General features: G+C 35.1%; 18 protein-coding genes. 16 read left to right on the top strand and 2 right to left on the bottom strand.

Annotated features, from left to right (window positions below; all coding sequences use genetic code 11):
• Window position 1: 1 nt before the first annotated feature.
• The 4 genes from JQC67_RS00740 to JQC67_RS00755 all read left to right on the top strand — a co-directional run bounded on the left by JQC67_RS00740 (window position 2) and on the right by JQC67_RS00755 (window position 3,113).
• Window positions 2–361, top strand: coding sequence for a hypothetical protein (locus JQC67_RS00740; protein WP_203250953.1), 360 nt, complete (start codon window positions 2–4; stop codon window positions 359–361).
• Between the two features lie 224 nt (window positions 362–585).
• On the top strand, window positions 586–1,716 hold the full coding sequence (gene tcmP, locus JQC67_RS00745; protein WP_203250954.1) for a three-Cys-motif partner protein TcmP: 1,131 nt from the start codon (window positions 586–588) through the stop codon (window positions 1,714–1,716).
• Window position 1,717: 1 nt separating this feature from the next.
• Window positions 1,718–2,443, top strand: a complete 726-nt coding sequence (locus tag JQC67_RS00750; RefSeq protein WP_203250955.1) for a DUF5131 family protein — start codon at window positions 1,718–1,720, stop codon at window positions 2,441–2,443.
• Between the two features lie 55 nt (window positions 2,444–2,498).
• On the top strand, window positions 2,499–3,113 hold the full coding sequence (locus JQC67_RS00755) for a hypothetical protein (RefSeq protein WP_203250956.1): 615 nt from the start codon (window positions 2,499–2,501) through the stop codon (window positions 3,111–3,113).
• Between the two features lie 17 nt (window positions 3,114–3,130).
• On the opposite strand, the gene JQC67_RS00760 is transcribed toward JQC67_RS00755, so the two are convergent.
• Window positions 3,131–3,277, bottom strand: a complete 147-nt coding sequence (locus tag JQC67_RS00760; protein ID WP_203250957.1) for a hypothetical protein — start codon at window positions 3,275–3,277, stop codon at window positions 3,131–3,133.
• A 116-nt stretch (window positions 3,278–3,393) separates the two neighbouring features.
• Here JQC67_RS00760 and JQC67_RS00765 point away from each other — a divergent pair, with 116 nt between their 5' ends.
• From JQC67_RS00765 to JQC67_RS00785, 5 genes are all read left to right on the top strand, one after another.
• Window positions 3,394–3,891, top strand: coding sequence for a hypothetical protein (locus JQC67_RS00765; protein WP_203250958.1), 498 nt, complete (start codon window positions 3,394–3,396; stop codon window positions 3,889–3,891).
• Window positions 3,892–4,254: 363 nt separating this feature from the next.
• Window positions 4,255–4,752, top strand: a complete 498-nt coding sequence (locus JQC67_RS00770; RefSeq protein WP_203250959.1) for a hypothetical protein — start codon at window positions 4,255–4,257, stop codon at window positions 4,750–4,752.
• A gap of 129 nt (window positions 4,753–4,881) precedes the next feature.
• Window positions 4,882–6,585: a right-handed parallel beta-helix repeat-containing protein gene (locus tag JQC67_RS00775; RefSeq protein WP_203250960.1), complete on the top strand. Its 1,704-nt coding sequence runs from the start codon at window positions 4,882–4,884 to the stop codon at window positions 6,583–6,585.
• An 89-nt stretch (window positions 6,586–6,674) separates the two neighbouring features.
• On the top strand, window positions 6,675–8,141 hold the full coding sequence (locus JQC67_RS00780; protein WP_203250961.1) for an apiosidase-like domain-containing protein: 1,467 nt from the start codon (window positions 6,675–6,677) through the stop codon (window positions 8,139–8,141).
• A gap of 22 nt (window positions 8,142–8,163) precedes the next feature.
• Entirely contained in the window at window positions 8,164–8,805 is a 642-nt protein-coding gene (locus JQC67_RS00785; protein WP_203250962.1) for a DUF1801 domain-containing protein, read from the top strand.
• Window positions 8,806–8,877: 72 nt separating this feature from the next.
• Here the strand turns inward: JQC67_RS00785 and JQC67_RS00790 are convergent, their stop codons facing one another.
• The gene (locus JQC67_RS00790; protein ID WP_203250963.1) at window positions 8,878–10,341 is read right to left on the bottom strand and encodes a hypothetical protein; all 1,464 of its coding nucleotides are present in this window, start codon (window positions 10,339–10,341) and stop codon (window positions 8,878–8,880) included.
• A 243-nt stretch (window positions 10,342–10,584) separates the two neighbouring features.
• Here JQC67_RS00790 and JQC67_RS00795 point away from each other — a divergent pair, with 243 nt between their 5' ends.
• The 7 genes from JQC67_RS00795 (at window position 10,585) to JQC67_RS00825 (ending at window position 20,092) form a co-directional block, all read left to right on the top strand.
• Complete coding sequence (locus JQC67_RS00795; RefSeq protein ID WP_203250964.1) at window positions 10,585–12,339, top strand: FAD/NAD(P)-binding protein; 1,755 nt, start codon at window positions 10,585–10,587, stop codon at window positions 12,337–12,339.
• 735 nt (window positions 12,340–13,074) lie between these two features.
• Complete coding sequence (locus tag JQC67_RS00800; RefSeq protein ID WP_203250965.1) at window positions 13,075–14,028, top strand: phosphotriesterase family protein; 954 nt, start codon at window positions 13,075–13,077, stop codon at window positions 14,026–14,028.
• A gap of 433 nt (window positions 14,029–14,461) precedes the next feature.
• Entirely contained in the window at window positions 14,462–16,003 is a 1,542-nt protein-coding gene (locus JQC67_RS00805) for a hypothetical protein (RefSeq protein ID WP_203250966.1), read from the top strand.
• Between the two features lie 87 nt (window positions 16,004–16,090).
• A complete protein-coding gene (locus tag JQC67_RS00810) occupies window positions 16,091–17,938 on the top strand; it encodes a cytochrome-c peroxidase (RefSeq protein WP_203250967.1) in 1,848 nt (615 codons plus the stop codon).
• A gap of 101 nt (window positions 17,939–18,039) precedes the next feature.
• A complete protein-coding gene (locus JQC67_RS00815) occupies window positions 18,040–19,152 on the top strand; it encodes a fasciclin domain-containing protein (protein ID WP_203250968.1) in 1,113 nt (370 codons plus the stop codon).
• Between the two features lie 194 nt (window positions 19,153–19,346).
• On the top strand, window positions 19,347–19,673 hold the full coding sequence (locus JQC67_RS00820) for an efflux RND transporter periplasmic adaptor subunit (RefSeq protein WP_203250969.1): 327 nt from the start codon (window positions 19,347–19,349) through the stop codon (window positions 19,671–19,673).
• 2 nt (window positions 19,674–19,675) lie between these two features.
• Window positions 19,676–20,092 (top strand): Fur family transcriptional regulator, encoded by a 417-nt coding sequence (locus JQC67_RS00825; RefSeq protein ID WP_203250970.1) that lies wholly within the window; start codon window positions 19,676–19,678, stop codon window positions 20,090–20,092.
• Window positions 20,093–20,110: the final 18 nt, after the last annotated feature.

Genomic DNA, 20,110 nt, shown 5'->3' on the forward strand with positions numbered 1-20,110 from the left:
CATGAAAAATTTAATCTTTTTTTTTCTATTAATCGGATTTTCTGTTAAACCCCAGTCGTGTAATGAGCTAATGGAATCTATAAAATCTAACAATTCCGGAAGGACATACAACAGTTATACAAGTGATGCAATTTCAAAAGTGACATTTTATGATGTTTCGGTTGATTACCAAACCTACTATTTTGCTATTGTCTGTTTCAAAAATAGATACTCATATGGTTGTAATGAATACATTTATCAAGTTGCTTCTAACACAAAATTCAATTACTCTATGAATTATATGTCAAGTGCAGGAAAGGCATTTTGGAAATATATACAACCCTATAATGACAATTTAAATTGTGCGCCGAATATTGAATAATTCCAAAAGCAGTCTCTTTTTACACACTAGATTTCATATAATTATGACCTTTAGCAATAATTTAAAAAAACATGTGCGCTAAATGGAAGAATATGTTGAAGAAAAAAAAGAAAAATTGGCACAGAAGATATTATGATATTGATTGTAAAATTTGTTTCAGATTGTGGTAGAAGTTACTTTTAAAATACTGTTTCCAAAATCACCCAAGAATACAACCAAGCCAAATGCAAAAGAAAAATATAAAAACAAACTTATTAAATCATTCCAATGCAAAAGTTCAGTTATTAGGAAAGTACCTAAATCGATATTTGAATATAATTAGTAACGATGGTTATACTGAAAAGATAAATGTATTTGATTTGTTCTGTGGACAGGGAGAATACGAAAATGGTGGTGAAGGAAGTCCTTTGGTTTCATTAAGACAAATAAAAGATGCATACTATACTTCTATTTCAAAGAAGTCAAAAAAAAAACCAAAAATTAATTGCTACTTCAATGACATTGACGAGAATAAAATAAACATTCTTGAGAAAGCCATAATCAATAAGAATTTACACTACAAGAACATCGGAGAATTAGTACTCACTACAAATGACTATTTAATTGAAGTCCAAAGACTTTCAAAATTATTTAAAACATTTAAAAACGAAAAAGGATTTGTTTTCATAGACCCATACGGCTATAAAGAAGTAAAGGCACTGCATATTAAACAATTGATGGACTGTAACAAAAAGGCGGAAGTTCTTTTATGGTTACCAATTCAATTTATGTATAGGTTTTCAAAAAATGAAACACCAGAATCCCTACAAAACTTCATTAATGAACTCGGTATATCTAACGAAATAGAAAATCTAAACAACGTTTGGGATTTTATTGATTTACTTAAAAAGGGGTTTCAAAATTATCTAGGCAATAACTTTTTTGTAGACAATTTTTCATTAAAAAAAGAAGAAAATTCTGTTTTCTGTTTATATTTTTTCACGTCACATATAAAAGGTTTTGAGAAAATGCTCGAAGCAAAATGGGATATTGATTCTGAACAAGGAAAAGGTTGGAATTATGGAGGCAATCAACCTAGCTTATTTTATGATCACAAAACAAACCCATTGGTTGAAAAATTAGAAACCTTTTTAAAAGATAAACCCCGTACAAATGGAGAAACTTATGAGTTTACTTTAAGAGAAGGATTTTTACCTAAGCACACCAACGAAATTTTAGCTGATTGGCAACAAATTGGCAAGTTATCAGTTAAATTAGGTAACGGAGAAAATGCAAGAAAAAAAGCCTTCTACAACTCTTATAATTACTATAAAAACCCTGTTGATTTTTCAAAAGTTAAATTTAAAATTCAATAATATGGCGCAATCAAGTATAGAATGGACTGAAATGACTTGGAATCCTACAACTGGTTGTAGCAAGGTTTCACAAGGTTGCAAATTTTGTTACGCAGAAGTGATGTCAAAAAGGCTTCAAGCTATGGGGGTCGAAAAATACAAAGATAATTTTAAGGTAAGAACCCATAAAGATGCGCTAAAAACACCATATACATGGAAAAAATCTAAAGTTGTATTTGTAAATTCAATGAGCGATTTGTTTCATGAAGAAATTCCTCTAGAGTTTATAAAAAAGGTATTCAAAGTAATGAATGATAACCCACGACATGTTTTTCAAGTTTTGACAAAACGTGCGAAAAGACTTCTAGAAGTCCATGAGGAATTAAAATGGTCCCATAACATCTGGATGGGAGTGTCTGTAGAAGAACAATTGGTTGAGAGTAGAATTAATTTTTTAAGAAAGACAAATGCCAGAGTAAAATTTCTATCTCTAGAACCTCTCATAGGTCCTTTGCCTAATTTAAATTTAAAACATATTGATTGGGTTATAGTTGGTGGAGAAAGTGGTCATACACCAAGACCAATGGATGCTGATTGGGTTATCGATATTCAAGAGCAATGTGAAAAAGCAGATGTTGCATTCTTCTTCAAACAATGGGGCGGAAAGAATAAAAAGAAAAATGGAAGAGAATTAAACGGTCGTACTTATGATGAAATGCCAGAATTGGAATTACAACAAAGTGTGTAAAAAGACAATTGGTAACTATTTTTATATATCATAATCTAACTCAGCTTAAAAACAATTGAACAATTTAAATGCAATTAAGGCTATACCGAAATCAGGCACCGAGGAAATTACAAATAACGGTGCTCCAACAAATTATAATTTGTTAGACTTTTGGCGCTGGAGTGTTTCGGACATTTTAAGCAATGCTACGCGAGGTCGGTTTGCTGAGTTTATAGTTGGTACTGCAACAGAGATTAATTCGACACAAATACGAAGTGAATGGGATGCCTTTGACTTAACGACTAATAACGGTATTAAAATTGAAGTAAAATCGGCAGCGTACATTCAAAGTTGGAATCAAAGACAGCTTTCAAACATATCTTTTTCTATCAAAAAAGCAAAGGCTTGGGATTATGAAAATTACAAATACCACAGCGAAATAAAACGGCATGCAGACGTCTATGTTTTTTGCCATTTAAAACATAAAGACCAAAACACAATCAATCCATTAAAAATGGAACAATGGGATTTTTATGTTTTACCAACTTTTAAGCTCAACAATTATGAACGAAGTCAAAGTTCAATCACTATCAATTCACTACGAAAATTTACCGAAGCTAAAGAATATGCAATATTAAAAACTGAAATAGAAAAAGCATACAAAGAACAGAAGCATCACATTACTAATTAGATTCAAGCAGTCGATTTCTACATATATCCATACACCACTTTTAATGCCTCACCTAAATTATACACTTCCCAAATAAATCCCCCAAAACAATTAATGTTCGCAATCAAAGCGTTATCCATAGTAATAAAATCTACAAAATCAACTCCAAATAATACATAAATCATTAACTTTAAGTGATTTACGACTTTATAAGTCAGACGACCTATAATTTTTAGGTTAAAAATTCCCTCTTTACGGTCACAGCAACACAAGTCAAACTTTTGGCTAAAAACATACGACTATGAGGCAACAATTACACATTTTACTTCCCTTTCTATTCTTAATCAGTTTAACGTTATCTGCTCAAGACACCCTTCAAACAAAACAATTATTTGTTAGAGTATTTGATACCAAGAAAACGAAAATCGCAAAAGGAAAACTTCAGTATATCGATAAAGATTCTATTGTAGTGTTGCGTAACGAAAAACGCACCACAATACCCGTAAACCGAATTGGCATTATAAAAACAAAACGGTCTGTTGGGCATAATGTAGCAATGGGGGCGGTAGTTGGCACATCAACTGGTCTTGTTTTTGGTTACCTAGCAGGATCCGAAGGTGATTTTATATTTACACGAGCAGAAAGCGCTCTTATGACCGGGTTTTTAGGATTAATGGCCGGGCCAATTGTTGGGAGTTTAACTGGTATAGTTAAAAATCCTAAAGCATTTCGAATTAATCACGAACCTGAAGAGTTATTAAAGTTTAAAAATGCGATATCAGAAAAATACCAGCACTAACATTTTCACTCCCCTATTTTAGTACACAAACATTTATTTACAATAGTAAAGTAGTATTGAAATACTCATGTATTGTTTGCCAATTTCTGTGCGGAATAACCTGTAAAATATGTAAATTCATTGTAACAACTAAAAGAAAGCGTTACGACATAAATAAAATTACTTTGAACAAAAATTTTCCCGAACAATACATTATCAAAAAATAATAAAATCAAAAAAAAATCGCTGCAAATAGAACATAAAATACTAAATTTAAGTGATTTACGTATTTTAAAGTCAGACGACCTATAATTTTTAGGTTAAAAATTCCCTCTTTACGGTCACAGAAACACAAGTCAAACTTTTGGCTAAAAACATACGACTATGAGGCAACAATTACACATTTTACTTCCCTTTCTATTCTTAATGAGTTTATCATTATCCGCTCAAGATAGTGTTCAAACAAAACAATTATTTGTTAGAGTATTTGATACCAAGAAAACGAAAATCGCAAAAGGAAAACTTCAGTATATCGATAAAGATTCTATTGTAGTATTACGTTACGAAAAACGCACCGCAATACCCGTAAACCGAATTGGTATTATAAAAACAAAACGGTCTGTTGGGCATAATGTAGGTATTGGATTTCTAGCAGGTGGAACTATAGGTTTCATTTATGGTCTTGCTCAAGGATCTGAAGGCGGCATACTAGATTCAGCAGGTGAAAATGGGCTTGCATTCGGCACATTGGGCATACTAGCAGGTCCCATTGTTGGAGGTTTAACCGGTCTTGTAAAAAGGCCAAAATCATTTCGCATAAATCACAAACCTGAAGAGTTATTAAAGTTTAAAAAGTCAATATCTGAAAAATATCAGTACTAGCATTTTACAACCTCAGCATAGGTAGAGAAAGCATTCTAAAACACCTCTATTTGTTTCAATAGTTCAGGCAGTTATCTTCTATTAAATATGTAATTTCATAATTTATAAATTACATCTTGACCTAAAAATATGATGCAAAGAAGAATGCGACAATTGACTCGCTTGTGTATACTATTGTTTATGACCAACGCTGTTGCTCAAAATCCGTGGCAAACAGATATCAACCCCAACACTGTAGCAACGTATGAAAATGTGGGCCTGTATTGGACCACCAAACAAGCGGGCACCTGTAGTGTGCAGTACAAAAAGGCAACGAGTAAAACTTGGCAAAAAGGGTTGGATCTCGTTTTTGATGCACGTTCAAATCAATACAGAGGTAGTATCATTAATTTACTTCCTGCAACGGCCTATGATGTAAAACTGAGCACAAGTGCAAACAACACCAAATTAAAAGTTACGACACGAAGTGAAGTTTTCCCCATCGGTAAAACCACAACAATACCAGCAGGCGAAAGTTCTAAAACCATTGTTATTTCAGAATCGGGCTCCCCAGATGCCTATCATTTGGTGACAGTTCCGCAAGGCCAACAATCTACTTTTGATGCTCGAAATACTTTTGATCATGCGATAGAAATTGATGCAAATTATGTTATCGTACGCGGTGTTGAAATTAAAAACACCACAATACACGGCATACGAATTAAAGAAAACCATCATGATATTGTAGTTGAAAATTGTCACATTACATTTTGGGGGCGCATGGGCGGTGCAATTTCACATGGTAATACTATAGGCAATTATGACAGTGGCATTTATGCTGAAGATGGCACTTGGAATCTTACGATACAAAGAAATCTTATTGACCATCCGCGAGGGGCATCAAACGATTGGGAAACGGGGCACCCAGCAGGGCCACAAGGCATAACGGTGACACAAAGCCAAGGGGGTAATGTGATTCGATATAACGATATTGTTTCAACAGAAGATCATGGTTTCAATGACGCCATTGGGGGCGGAAGCAATTATTCAAACATTGGTAATATGCATCGCGATTCTGACATCTATGGTAATTTAATTCGAAATGTTTGGGATGATGCTATTGAAGTAGAAGGTTCAAATATGAACATCCGTATTTATAATAATTACATGCATTTATTTTTTGCGGCAATCGCTACGGCATCTACGACACATGGCCCCATTTATATGTATAGAAATGTGGTTGGTGAAAGTCGCATTGGGCATCAAAATTCAGACGGTGGTGTTTTTATAAAAACAGGCGAACGAGATCCGTATGCAGGCGGTAGAAGGTACGTGTTTCACAATACTATTGTTCAGCCACAAGGGGTAAGAGATGCATTTACGGGGCATTCGGTTTCTAATATTATTTCACGGAATAACATTTTTGATGTTCCCGGAAGGTTGGCTTCCAACAAAGAAACGGTAAACGATAGTGATTATGATTACGATTATTTTTCAGGACGAAATAAAGGCGTTGCGAAAGAAGAAAATGAAATAAGTTTCTACACAACTCCTTCCGGCACTGACCTGCTTATTCCTAGCTATACCTTAGAATTTTATCCGAAGACTTGGGTGAATAGTATTAAATGGGGAAGATTTCCGCATCAATTTGGAGACAAAGAAGTAGCGATAACAGATCCTGTGGTACAGTTAAAAAGTCCATTGATTGATGGTGGCGTAGCTATAAATGGTTTCAACGATTCGTATGCTGGTGAAGGTCCAGATTTGGGAGCTTTCGAAAGAGGGCATCCACCTATAGAATATGGAAGAAGAGCTTATTTAAAGTATAACGAAGGATGGTGTCCTTGGGAGTAATCATAAATACACTACTCGAATTACTATTTTGCAATGCTACATCGTATTAAAAAATGTACATTCAACTAACTTAAAAGAAACACTACTACATGAAAAAAATTCTCCCACTACTAGTATTCTGTTTGGCAACGTTACAGTTAGCAGCCCAACATTTTCAAGGTCCGTTACGCGTACACCCTGAAAACGGTAGATATTTTACTGATAATTCAGGCAAAGCAATTTATTTAACGGGCTCACATACCTGGGCGAGTTTTCAAGAAAGTAGAACACCAGACACGCCGCTGTTCGATTATCAGGGCTATTTAAAAATGCTAAAGGATCACAATCATAATTTTATTCGCCAATGGACTTGGGAACATGCCAAGAATGCTTCTTGGACCACCGATGAAGTTCTATTTTCTCCACTAGCGTACAAAACAGTCACAAAAAAAAGCAAAGAAAAATATGATGTTTCACAATGGAACGAAGCCTATTTTGAACGCCTACGTACACGTATACAAGAAGCAGGCGATATGGGTATTTATGTTTCTGTAATGTTGTTTCAAGGATGGAGTCAGAACAGACTAGATACACCGGGTAGTGATCCGTGGGAGTATCATCCTTTTAATCCGGACAACAATATAAACGGCATTGGAAAATCAGTAAAGAACAATGGTTTTGATGATGAAACTATGGGTACATTACATTCAACAAATAATGGTGATATTCTTAAAGCGCAAGAAGCCTATGTAAAAAAAGTTATTGAAACCGTAAACGATCTTGACAATGTGTTGTACGAGATTTTAAATGAAGGCGGAACAAAAAAGTGGCAATACCATATGGTGAATTTGGTAAAGGAAATTGAAAAATCGATGCCCAAACAGCATCCGGTTGGTATGACACATTCGGTTGTGGTTAGTCCACCAATGTTTAATTCTGATTTATGGGAAAGTCCAGCTGACTGGATATCCCCTACTCCAGAACCCATTTCATGGATGTATAAGGGCACCAATTTTGTGGAAGATTATAAAAATGACCCACCAGCCAACACTGGTGAAAAAGTAGTTATTCTAGATACGGATCATTTAGGGGGTCATTGGGGTACGTATATGTGGGCATGGAAATCTTTTGTTCGTGGTCATAATCCAATTTTTATGGATTCATGGGAACCTTTGGCTGGTAACTACGATAGAAAAAAAAGTCCCGATATATTTTACGTTGGTGGCGTAACTAAAAACGATGCAGACCACCCCGATTATGAACCCTTGCGTAAAAACATGGGACACATTCTTGCCTTGGCAAAACGCATTGATTTGGTAAAAATGACACCACAAGATGAACTGAGTTCAACACGGTTTTGTTTAGCGAACCCTGGTGAAGAATATGTGGTGTACTTACCTGAAGGAAAAGCTACATTAGATTTACGAAATGCGGATGTAGAATTTGATGTAGAATGGTTTTTTCCGGTACTAGAACGAACAATAAAAGGGACAGAAACATTACAAGGCGGAAGTTACAAAGCGATAGTTGCACCGTTTACAGGTGCTTCAGTTTTGTATTTAAAAAAGAAGAAATAAAAAGCAGACAAGACAGTAAACAATGAATTCAGAAGTAGCTTCGTATTTAGACAATCTTAGTGCTTGGCAAAGCGAATTAAAGCTGCTGCAAAACTATGTGAGTACGAGTGGTTTGGTAGAAGAATTTAAGTGGATGCACCCTTGCTATACCCATAATGGAAAGAATGTTGTTTTACTTCACGGATTTAAAAATTACTGTGCCATACTTTTTACCAAAGGCGCTTTATTAAAAGACACCGAAAATATATTGGTACAGCAAACCGAGAATGTACAAAGTGCGCGACAGATTCGTTTTACCACTATTTCAGAAATTGAAGCCTTAGAAAAAACGATTAAAACCTATATTCAAGAAGCGATACTGGTTGAAGAATCGGGACTTAAAATAAAAAAGAAAAAGACCGCAGCAATTGATGTTCCCGAAGAATTGAAAGAGATTTTTTCAGCACAGCCAGAATTTGAAAAAGCATTTAAAAATCTGACGCCAGGTAGGCAACGTGGATACCTACTACATTTTACACAAGCCAAACAATCGAAAACGAGAATCGCTAGAATTGAGAAAAACATGCCTCGTATTTTAAACGGGAAAGGCCTAAATGACTGTATCTGTGGTCAATCGAAACGCATGCCCAATTGCGATGGCTCTCACAAAACTTTAGCGAAATAGAAAGCCAGATATGCACATTAAATTTAAGTGCATTAAAATATTTTTTGCAAGTTAGGCGACATAAAGATTTCTCTATTTAATCTCTGCGGTCAATTCTTGCATATAGTCATATACCGCCTTCAATTCTTCACCATTACAATTGTTATTAATATATTTTCTAATGTGTTGTTGACCCCGTACTCGAAACAAAATAGCATCTACCCCATTTTGGGTGTTACCACTAAAAAAACCTCTAAAAACATTATAAAGCACGGTACCCTTATTGTAATATGAATAGTTTTGATAGCGTTTTAAATATGCCGTTTCAACATACGACACTTGCGGTGGCCCTATTTCAGATTCACTAATTTTATACCCTTCGCTATTGTATCGACTTTCAAAAGCATGAATACTTATTTTTGTGGGGTTTGTAAGGTTGCTTCTACAGGTGGTGCCGTAGACATCCATAAAATCTTCATAAAACAATTTAAAAAAGTCGGAATAGCGATCTATAAATGGAAAATCTTTATTTTCTAAAAGCGTGAGTATATCTTCGTAATCATTGATTTTAGGGCCTTCAGATCTAAAGTAACCAAAATCAGAAACATCTAGTTTCCAATTATCTTTTTTACTAGCTCTAATAACCCCTTCTTTATCTTCGCGAATAAACATAGGTTCTGGCAGGTAATCTAAGCTAAATACAAATTCTTCTGCGGTAGGGCATTCTAAAACGTACTGTTGTATAGCGCGCTTCGCCACTTCTTCATAACCATAAAGTGTTTTTTCTTTTTGATATGCGTAGCGTTCCGTATTGTTCGAAAAAACAGGGGCAATGTGTAATTTTTGAGTGGCATTGCAAGCACCTTCATATTTCACAGCCAACATAGAATTAGGGCCCGGCGGGGTGTACAATTTTAGTACAAAATTATCCAATGCATCATCAAAACCTGCTGTCAATTGCCAACCCGTATTTTTATTCATATGGCCATTATATTCCACCTTTTGGTTCTTACCCGTACCATCTTTTGGTGGCACATAAATAGGACTTAAAGAAAACCGAATAGACTCTAAATCATCACATTGATCTCGCAAGCCTTTTTTCATAGCATTCAACATACCCACTACCGGAAGATCATTAATATCTCTAGTTTCTAGAAACTTTTGCACGATAGGATTGGTATACATTATGGAGAGGGTTTTTACAGTCATCTGCTGTTCACAAGCACCTCTATATTCTATAAACAAATCTAATGGCGAATACTTTTCTCCTTTATTAGAAGAAACTAAGGCGATAAATTCCTTTGGAGCCCGTCTTGAACTATTGGGTGTAAAACGAGCACGATACCCGTCTACTTCATACAGTTTATGGTCGCCATGATCGGTAAGTTCCCATACTTTTAAATTGCCTTTGGCTGCTTCTCTAACTTGCTTTAAACGTTCCTCTTCCTTTTTCCACTTTTTTGGTTGCGCGTACGGATTGTATTTATTTTTTTCTTGTGCCGTACCAAATTGAAAACAAATTAGAACAGCAAATACGAACAGTAATTTTGAAGACATTAAAAAGGTTTTTGGTTGTTAACCTAAATTACACTTTTATAATAATGCAATGCAAATCGAATTTTAGTCTAATAGCTATTGAATAGTATAAAGCCTAGGATTGGAATTTTTTGCAGATGGTACAAAGCGTACAAGTAAAACCATGCATTTACGGTAAAATCTTAATCATCTGCGACAAATTCAATAATCGAAAACAAGTATTTATGCAGTAACTTAGAGTTATAACTATAGTACTGATGAGCAATGGCATATAAAAGGGTAATAAGCATTATAGGTGTAGGTCCGAGAGGTGGTTTTGCTTTAGAAAATCTAATTCATGAATTAAAAAACAACAATTGTCTTTCACAAATTCAGGTATTGCTTTTTGAAGCGACAGGAAATTTTGGCAACGGACAAGTTTATGAGACAAATCAACCAAAATCAAATTGGATAAACATCACAGAACGGAATTTAAATTTAGAAAAACGCGATGCTATTGCTACTGCAGAAATTGAAATTCCATCTTTTCCTTCGTATCATGAATGGGCAAGCAAAGATTACACTACTATCGCCAAAACAGTAGCAGACACCTTCCCACCCCGTGCGTCAGTTGGCGAATATTTACAACAACGATTTAATTCTTTCATCACTCCGCTTGTAAAAGCAACTATTGTTTCTGTAATCAAAGAACGCGTAGTAGAAATACAAATGGATCAACACCGTAAACTGGAAATTACAACCCATGCGAATACCTATACAGCTGTTGATGAAGTACTGTTGACCATCGGGCATCAACCCACCAAACTTTCCGAGCAAATAGCGAAATGGAATAGTTTTGCAGCAACTAAAAAAAATATACGATTATTCAAATCGCCCTACCCAATTACTGATTTTTTAAATGACGAAAAACTGACCGACAAGAGCACAATTGGCATACGTGGTTTTGGCTTGGCAATGATAGATGTGGTTAGAGGTATTGCCTTAAAATTTGGAGAATTTATTCCAGAAAATGAGGAAACAAAATCCTGCAAATACCAAACCGATTACGATTTGACAGATTTACTCATTCCTTTTTCTTTAGATGGATTACCCCCTGCGCCAAAACCTTTGAATGCTGAAATAGATGATTTATTTAAACCGACGGATGAACAACTTTCAACTTTCGAAAAAAAGATTGGTAATGATTCCACTCAAAAATCAGCCACGAGTCCTCAATTTTTAATTCGTGCATTTGCGCCCATCGCCGCAAAAATTTATTCTAACCTACCGGAAGCAAATCTACAAGACTTATCAGTAGCTGAAATTGAAGACGTCATAGAAAAATGGTTGAACGATACTACCTATGAGCATCCTATTTTAATTTCAATAAATCAATCCGCAGAAAAAACCATGCAAGATTTTGTCGATATGGCCACAGGCAAAAGTACTGTTAGCTTAGATTATTGCGTGGGTCAAGTTTGGCGACATTGTCAACCTACTATCTATACCGAACTTTCGTATAACGCATGTGCAGATGAAGTTTTTGCCGATATCATAGCCCTTGATGAAAAATCGAAACGCTATTCTTATGGTCCGCCTGTAGAAAGTATACAACAATTGTTAGCCTTAGTAGAAGCCGAGGTTATGAATTTAGAAATGGTGAACAATCCAACTATAGAATTAAGTGATAAGGGTTGGAATTTTGAATTGAATGGAAAAACAGCAATCGCTGATATCATGATTGATTCCGTTTTAGATGCACCAAAAATTGAAGCAGTAGACTCACCAATTATAAAAAATATGCTCTCAAATGATTTGATAGAAGCTGTGCATGATGATTTGGGTGTCGCCACAGATGAAAATGGTTATGTGATTTCTAGTCAAAAAAATACAGAAATACCTATTGCCGTGCTAGGCAGATTAGCGAAAGGCACTATTATTGGCGTAGATGCTATTTTAGAATGTTTTGGCACGCGTCCACAAGTTTGGGCTACTGAAGCAGTAAACCGTCATTTAAAAAGGTTACAGTATACTATTTAAAAGAATGTTCCTTTCAGAACCAACACCTAATTGCTAGATGTACAGTTTAGTTATAAAATACTAGAGCAAAAAAAAGAGGGCTTTCGCCCTCTTTAAAAATTTCTACTTTATTATGAAAATCGTATAAGTTTTAAGGCAGTATGCCTTCGACTATTTCTCCAGCTCTCATGACGGGTAATTGTCCTATCAAGTCCGGCTTCGTGATCTTTGTGTTTTAGTTCTTTATGTTTCATTCTAATTATCTTTATTCGTCTGTTGTGATGGGCGCAATAAGCACCCTTATGTCCACTCTTAGTTAGACGCATAAAAAGCCAAAAAGTTACGATCTTGTGACAAGTTTAACACTTAAAAAACTCAATAAATTCGGGCATTTCAACGGTTTTTTAAGCAAAATTAACACCGTAGCTTCTCTACCAAGTCCACCCCTTTAAAAACCCACGATACCAAGGGTACAAAATCTGCCCGTAGAATGAAGCTTTATGCCTTAAAATGGCTGTTCAGTTTTAAAAAGTTCGACAACCGACACTTCCCTTCATTTTTACTGAAAACTGCCTATTTTTTGATTATTTCTTTAAAAATAATTTCCATTTTTAGGGGATGCACTAAAAACGTAGATTTTCATACTTTTTCATAAATCATTGCTATTTCACTCTTTTTGTCGTGTTAGAAAAATGTATATCTTTCTATATGAAAATTTTTGCATCCAAATTCATACTGTTTCTCAGTAGCGCCCTATTGTTATCATCCTGCAATAGTAGCAAATCGGCTAATCAAATACATACCGTTCAAGGCGATATTAAGGTATCAGAATTAGGTTTAACTCTATCGCATGAGCATACCATGTCAAATTATGGCAAAGACATCAGCGAAGCGTCAAATTATGATAGTGTACAATTGTTCAATCAGGTCATTCCGTATGTAAAGCAATTAAAAGCATTGGGCGTGAATTCCATTTTTGATTGTACCACAGCTTATTTTGGAAGAAGAATTGACTACTTAAAAAAGATTTCGGAAGAAACGGGTGTACAAATCATTACCAATACTGGTTTTTATGGTGCCGCCAATGATCGCTACATTCCAGAATTCGCCTATAAAGCAAGTGCGCAGGCGATTGCTGATATATGGATTGATGAATTTAAAAATGGCATTGAAGGATCCCAAATTAAACCCGGTTTTATCAAACTAGGCTTTGATGATGGAAAGTCGCCATCAGCCATTGATACAAAATTATTTGAGGCGGGATTGCTTACGCACCTCAGCACGGGCTTAACCCTAGCAGTACACACAGGTGAAAATTTAGAAGCGATGCTTTTGCAAACGCAACTGCTCAAAAAACATAATATTCACCCCAGCGCATGGATTTGGACGCATGCTTACAAACTGAAAGATGACGCCACATTAATTGATTTAGCAACACAAGGCGCCTGGATTTCTTTGGATGGTTTTAAAACCCCAAATACAACCGAATACGTCAATAGAATAAAGCTATTCAAAGAAAAAAAGTTGCTGCATAAAGTACTAGTTTCACATGATGGCAATGGTTTTCCAAGTGGCGGAGCCATACGCCCCTTTCAGGCTATACTTGAAGATTTAGTACCTGCGCTGTTACAAAATGGATTCACTCAAGATGATGTAGATCAGCTGTTATTCCGTAATCCGGAAGAAGCGTTTCGTATTCGAATAAAATAAATAAACGCCCCACTCAATTTAAATTGTCAATATTCACCTTAAGCAGAACAAGCTTGTGAATTCTTCAACATCACAATTGTTATCAACATATACAAATGTTTAAGGGTACCCTGTAATCAAAATAATATCTACATTATATTGCTGATTCCCAACAAAAAAGCCTTTTTAGGTATAATATAGCACCCTGCTCTTATTATAATACGAATAGTTTTTATAGCGTTCTAAATAAGCTATATATGGATTAAAACTACGCTAGAAAAACTTAAAAACAATACCGCTATTTAGAATGAAAACAAATGCTAACATTTAGCTAACGATTTAACGCAAACTTGAAGTTTCGTTTAAGTAAGCAACATTATCAGTTAACATCATTTGACACTTGCTAAGATACTTTTGTTCAAAATTAATGTAATAATTAACCAAAAGAACAAAAATGAAAGCAGCATCTAAAATGTTATTACTGGCAGGCCTAGTAGCAACAACATCTTGTGAAAAATTAGAAAATTTTGTGGGTAGTAATGGCGGCAACCATGAAGAAGCAGGAACCATCTTCGAGAACAAGTCTGAGCTTGACCCATTAGTAGTAATGAACTCTAACTTCAATTTTGTAGAGCCTTATTCTTTAATAAGTTCAACTGACATTTTAGAAGACGGTTTTCAGTTAGTAGGTGCCCAAGATGGGGCTGGATTTTTAAACGAAGGTGATGGTTACATGTATGTAGTTAACGCTGAAGATAATTATGCTGTAAGCAGAATTCACTTAGATAAAAACCTTAACCCAACAGGTGGCGAATGGTTATTGAATTCAGGTGTTGCAGATTTTGCTCGTCAGTGTTCAGGCACCATGTGGGAAGCTTCAATACATGGTGGTGCAAAAGATATTTTTCTTTCAGCTTCAGAAAGCTTTCATTATGATGTAAAGGGTATCGATCCCCATGTTGTAGTACCGACTCCAACTGCAGATTTTGGTTTAGATGCATTGGGTGAGTTTTCTTGGGAAAACGCAGTGCCTTTACCAAGAGACACATACAAGGGAAAAACTGTTATTATTGGTGGCGATGACGATTCTTCAGGATCTGAAGGTCAGGTTACTTTATACTATTCAGAAAATGGAGATGCCGATTTTAACAACGGAAAAATCTATGTATTAAAATTTAAAGAAGTTGCTTCAGGAGCTACCGATGCAAATGGTAATCCAATAAACCCAATGGCAGTTGAAGAAGGTGTTATATACAACGAAGGTCAATTAGCTTTTCAAGAAACATATGCAGTTGAATTCGTTGAAATAGAAAACGGTGCTGCCATGACCAAAGATGAAATGGAAGATGCATGCGTTGCTGCAGGTGCTTCAGCTTTTATGCGTGTAGAAGATGTTGATTATCAAAAAGGTTCTGTAGACAACGCAAGAAACGTATTCTTTGCGGTAACAGGAAGAGGACCAGGACAAGGTACATACAACGATTGGGGTACAGCCTACAAATTAGAGTTGGACGAAGATTCTCCTTTAACTGGAAAGTTAACTCAAATTGTAAGTGGTAATACAGATACAAACAACATGGATGGTAACTTACCTGAATTACAAAGTCCAGATAACATTACCGTTACTGAAAACTTTATTTACCTTCAAGAAGACCCTAATTCATTTGATAGAGGACATGCAGCTGCAATATACCAAACAGATTTAAATGGTAATAACGTCAAAGTAGTATTAGAGTTATTAATTAGAAATGATCTTAGTCCATCTGGAAGCACAGGTTTCAGCGGTGAATTTGGAGCTTTAGTTGATATTTCAGATAAAGTTGGCATTGACGATACATTTTTATTGAATCTTCAACCACACTACTGGCAGAATGATGATTTTAAAAGTAAAGATGGCCACGATATGGAGTCTGAAAACCCTGAAGCAATAGCAGCAGGAGCTAGAGAAGACAAACAAGGTGGACAAATTGTAATCTTAAAAGGTTTACCAAGATAAAACCCTACTACTTTTTTGGATTAAGACCTCTAGCTATTGTTGGAGGTCTTTCCCTATTTATAATTTTCATTACAATATACTTTAATCATGTCTAAACTTCACTTCTTCCTTATATTACTACTAAGTGTCATTTCTTGCAAACAAAAAAATGAACAGTTGGCAACTGTTGAAAAAATTGATACGGTAGATTGGAGCTATGCCCAAACCTACTACCAACAAAATATGACCGAAGCTGTAGAGCTCATCGGGTCTTTAAGTAAAGTTGAAGCAGAGAGTGTCGAAGCTAAAAAAATCTTTAAAGAACTTCGAATTGCTTTTAAAAAAGCAGAGCCATATGCATCGTACCTCAACCCCCAAGTAGGACATCGAACAAATGGGCCAGCTTTGCCCATTTTTGTAGAAGATACCGAACGAATATTAAACCCAATTGGGTTACAAAAAATAGAAGAGTCTATTTATGAAGGTGGTGAAGATCCTGCTGTTTTTATTCGTGAAGTAAATCTAACCAAAGGTTTAATGGTAAATCTGATGCAGAATGTATCGGAACGAAAATTAAATGTAGAACGTTTTTTTATTGCGACTCACCAACAACTTTTACGCATAATTAGTTTAGGAATTTCAGGATTCGACACCCCTGTTAGTCAACTTGGTTTAAATGAAACTATCATTTCACTCCAAAGTTTAAAAGTGATTTACGACCATACATTACAAGAAATAATTCTAGAGAAAAACAGCAGTTTAAATTCCAGTTTCAAGAATAATATTGAAAGTGCAATTGCTTTTATTCAGGAAAATCAAGATTTTAATACATTCGACCGCTACACTTTTATTCGCGATTATATGAATCCAATAACACGCAATTGGGTGAGCATTCGGAAAGAAAGTGGGCTTTGGAAAGGTGTAAACAACAAACCTTTTAATTTTGACGCACCTACTTTTTTTGAAAAGGATGCTTTTAATTTAGAATATTTTACGCCGCCTATTAATAGAAACCCATCCGAAAAGCAAATAGCCCTAGGCAAAAAACTGTTCTTCGACTCCAATTTATCACAATCTGGCACTATGGCTTGTGTAACCTGTCACATTCCAGAAAAGGCATACACCGATGGGCTTTCGGTTAATCTTGATACTAATGGAAATCCGCTTCAGCGCAACTCACCTACTTTAATAAATGCTGCTTTTCAAAAAAGCTTTTTTTGGGACGGACGTGCAGAAAATATTCTAGATCAAATTTCATCAGTATTTAATAACAAACAAGAATTCAATACCGGTGTACATACATTTTCTACCGAAATTTTAAAAGATACAACCTATCACCAATTATTTAAAGAAGCATTTGGTAGCATTTCAAAACGAAATACAGATATAATAAAAGCAATCTCATCATACATCTCAACATTGAACGGTTTCGACTCAAAATTCGATAAGAATATGAGAGCCGAAGAAGATTCGTTTACGGAACAAGAGCAATTGGGTATGAACCTATTTATGGGCAAAGCGCTTTGTGCTACTTGTCATTTCATACCCTTAACAAATGGAACAGTACCTCCATTTTATGCTGAAACTGAAAAAGAAGTAATTGGCGTACCAGAAACCAAAAACAATAAAATTTTAGATGATGATTTAGGATTTTACTGGCGTTATAACAAAGCTGAACATTTAGGTATGTTTAAAACGCCAACAGTACGTAACGCAGAATTCACAGCTCCGTATATGCACAATGGAATTTACAACACACTAGAAGAGGTAATGGACTTTTATAACAAAGGTGGCGGTGGCGGAATGGGCTTTGACTTAGAACATCAAACATTGCCTTTTGACGAACTAAACCTAAGTGAAGAAGAATTAAAAGCGCTGATAGCATTTGTAAAAACTTTATCAGATACAAATGTTGAAGAAAAGCAAACCGCTCAATTAGCAAATGCTGCTTTATAAACTAAAAATTTAAAGTTTACATAACCTAGAATTATTGAAGAACTAAGATTATACTTTTTTGAATAAACTAATTTGTAACCAGACAATTAATCACATTTAAAATGAATAATTTAAAATTGCCAAAAAATATAACACTACTACTCTTAAGTTTACTTGTTATATTAAGCTGTTCTAAAAACGATGATACCACCACCATAATTGAAGCGGAACAACATCAAGAAAAACAAACCGATTCTTCTGAAGAGACTGAAGAAATTGCTACTGAAGTTGAAGAAATAACTCTTTTAACTGCAGCTGAGTATATTCAATCGGAAGCTGATGTAACAATTTCTGCTACAGCATTAAAAGGCACGAATAATGAACTAGAAAAAATACTAGCAGCTGCAGATAGTAAGCTTACATTTTTTGTCCCTAGCAATGAGGCCTTCACTAACTTTTTAACTTCATTAAAAGATTATTCTAATATTTTAGATTTTGATGAAGCTATAGAGAAAGAGATTTTAGCAGAGATATTGAAATACCATACAGTTATTGACAATGCTAATTTTTTAAGTGACATCACAAGCGTTCAATTATTAGAAACCTTACAATCTGAAGCGCTACAAATTAATATAGAAAACGGCGTAACTTTACAAGACGCTACAAACCAAGCTGCGACTATTACAAAATCTGATATTGAGGTAGCCAATGGTGTTATTCACATCATCGACAAAGTTTTGCTGCCAAAATTAGTGCTTACAAAGCTCGCACGAACACTGTCTTTAATTGACTTGCTACATGAGACTGATGAATTTTCATTATTCGCACAGGCCATTACAAAAGCAAATTTAACGGAACGTTTCGACCAAGGCGACTATACTATTTTTACACCAACCAATGCAGCAATCGAAAAATTATTCGAAATACTGGGAGACGGTTACAATTCGTTCAATGATTTCAATAATCCTTTAGAGCTAGAAGCTTTAAATGAAATTATTCTAGGCCATGTAGTTGAAAAGTCAATTACACGCAGTGAATTAAAAGCAGGTAAATTGGCCACCTTAATTCCTAATGATTTTATTGAAGTATCTGAAGGTGCTGCAGGAGTGATACTGCAAGATGCAACCGAAGAAAATACTAATTTTATTGAGTTTGATTTTGAAGCATCAAATGGCACAATTCATTCAATTGATAAAATTCTTATACCGAAGAAAGTATTACAGTTTGTGTACTAGATGGTAGCCATCTAAACGAACTTTTTGAGATTCTAAACACATCGCGTACATACTCGATTTAATGGTTTTTGAAAGAGCTTTGTCCAAAGCAAAGAAAAGCTACCTTTAAAGTGAAGTCGGTTCCAGAGGTAGAATTAACCGCAGACATTTATTCTGTTAGTAAAACTTTTGAATAGATCTTAAAAGCCTTGCAATTGCATACAAAAATCGAAAACAAACAAGGAAATTTAATTCCGCGTATGTATATTCAAGGTAAAATTGAAGTGGAACAAACAGAAACAATGGCATTTCCAGAAAGTGCAATTATTAAAGATGGCGATCGATTTTTTGTTTTTACGGTAGAACCAGAAGGTAAAGATTGGAGTTTTAAACCTGTAGAAGTTATTTTAGGTCAAAAAAATGACACATGGGTGTCGGTTCAGTTTACTAATGAAATAGAACCAGACACAAAATTTGCCTATAACAACGCGTATTACCTAATTGCAGAAATGAAAAAAGGTTCCACCGGTCATTCCCATTAATCATGCAAACTATAGAACAACTTTTAGAGTCAAAAGATATTCGAGTAACGGCAATGCGGTTGCTTATTTATAAGTTTCTTGCGCAAAAGCAAATAGCGGTAACCCTAAGTGATATTGAAAATGCTTTTGAAAAAGCTGATAGAACTACCTTGTACAGAACCGTAAAAACTTTTGAAGAAAAAGGAATTGCGCATCAGATAGATGATGGCACGGGTATTACAAAATATGCACTTTGTGAAGAAGGGTGTAGTTGCGAAATTGAAACCGATTTACACTTACATTTTCATTGCAATATTTGTAATGAAACAATTTGTTTAACAGAGCATAAAATTCCGCAAATTAAAGTACCTGAGGGTTTTGTTTCAGAAAATGTAAACTTAGTGGTGAAAGGTATTTGTGATAAATGTAGTGGTCATTAAATGCACTTCCATTGCATT

The organism is Aurantibacter crassamenti (assembly GCF_016811105.1).
GTDB classification, from domain to species: domain Bacteria; phylum Bacteroidota; class Bacteroidia; order Flavobacteriales; family Flavobacteriaceae; genus Aurantibacter_A; species Aurantibacter_A crassamenti.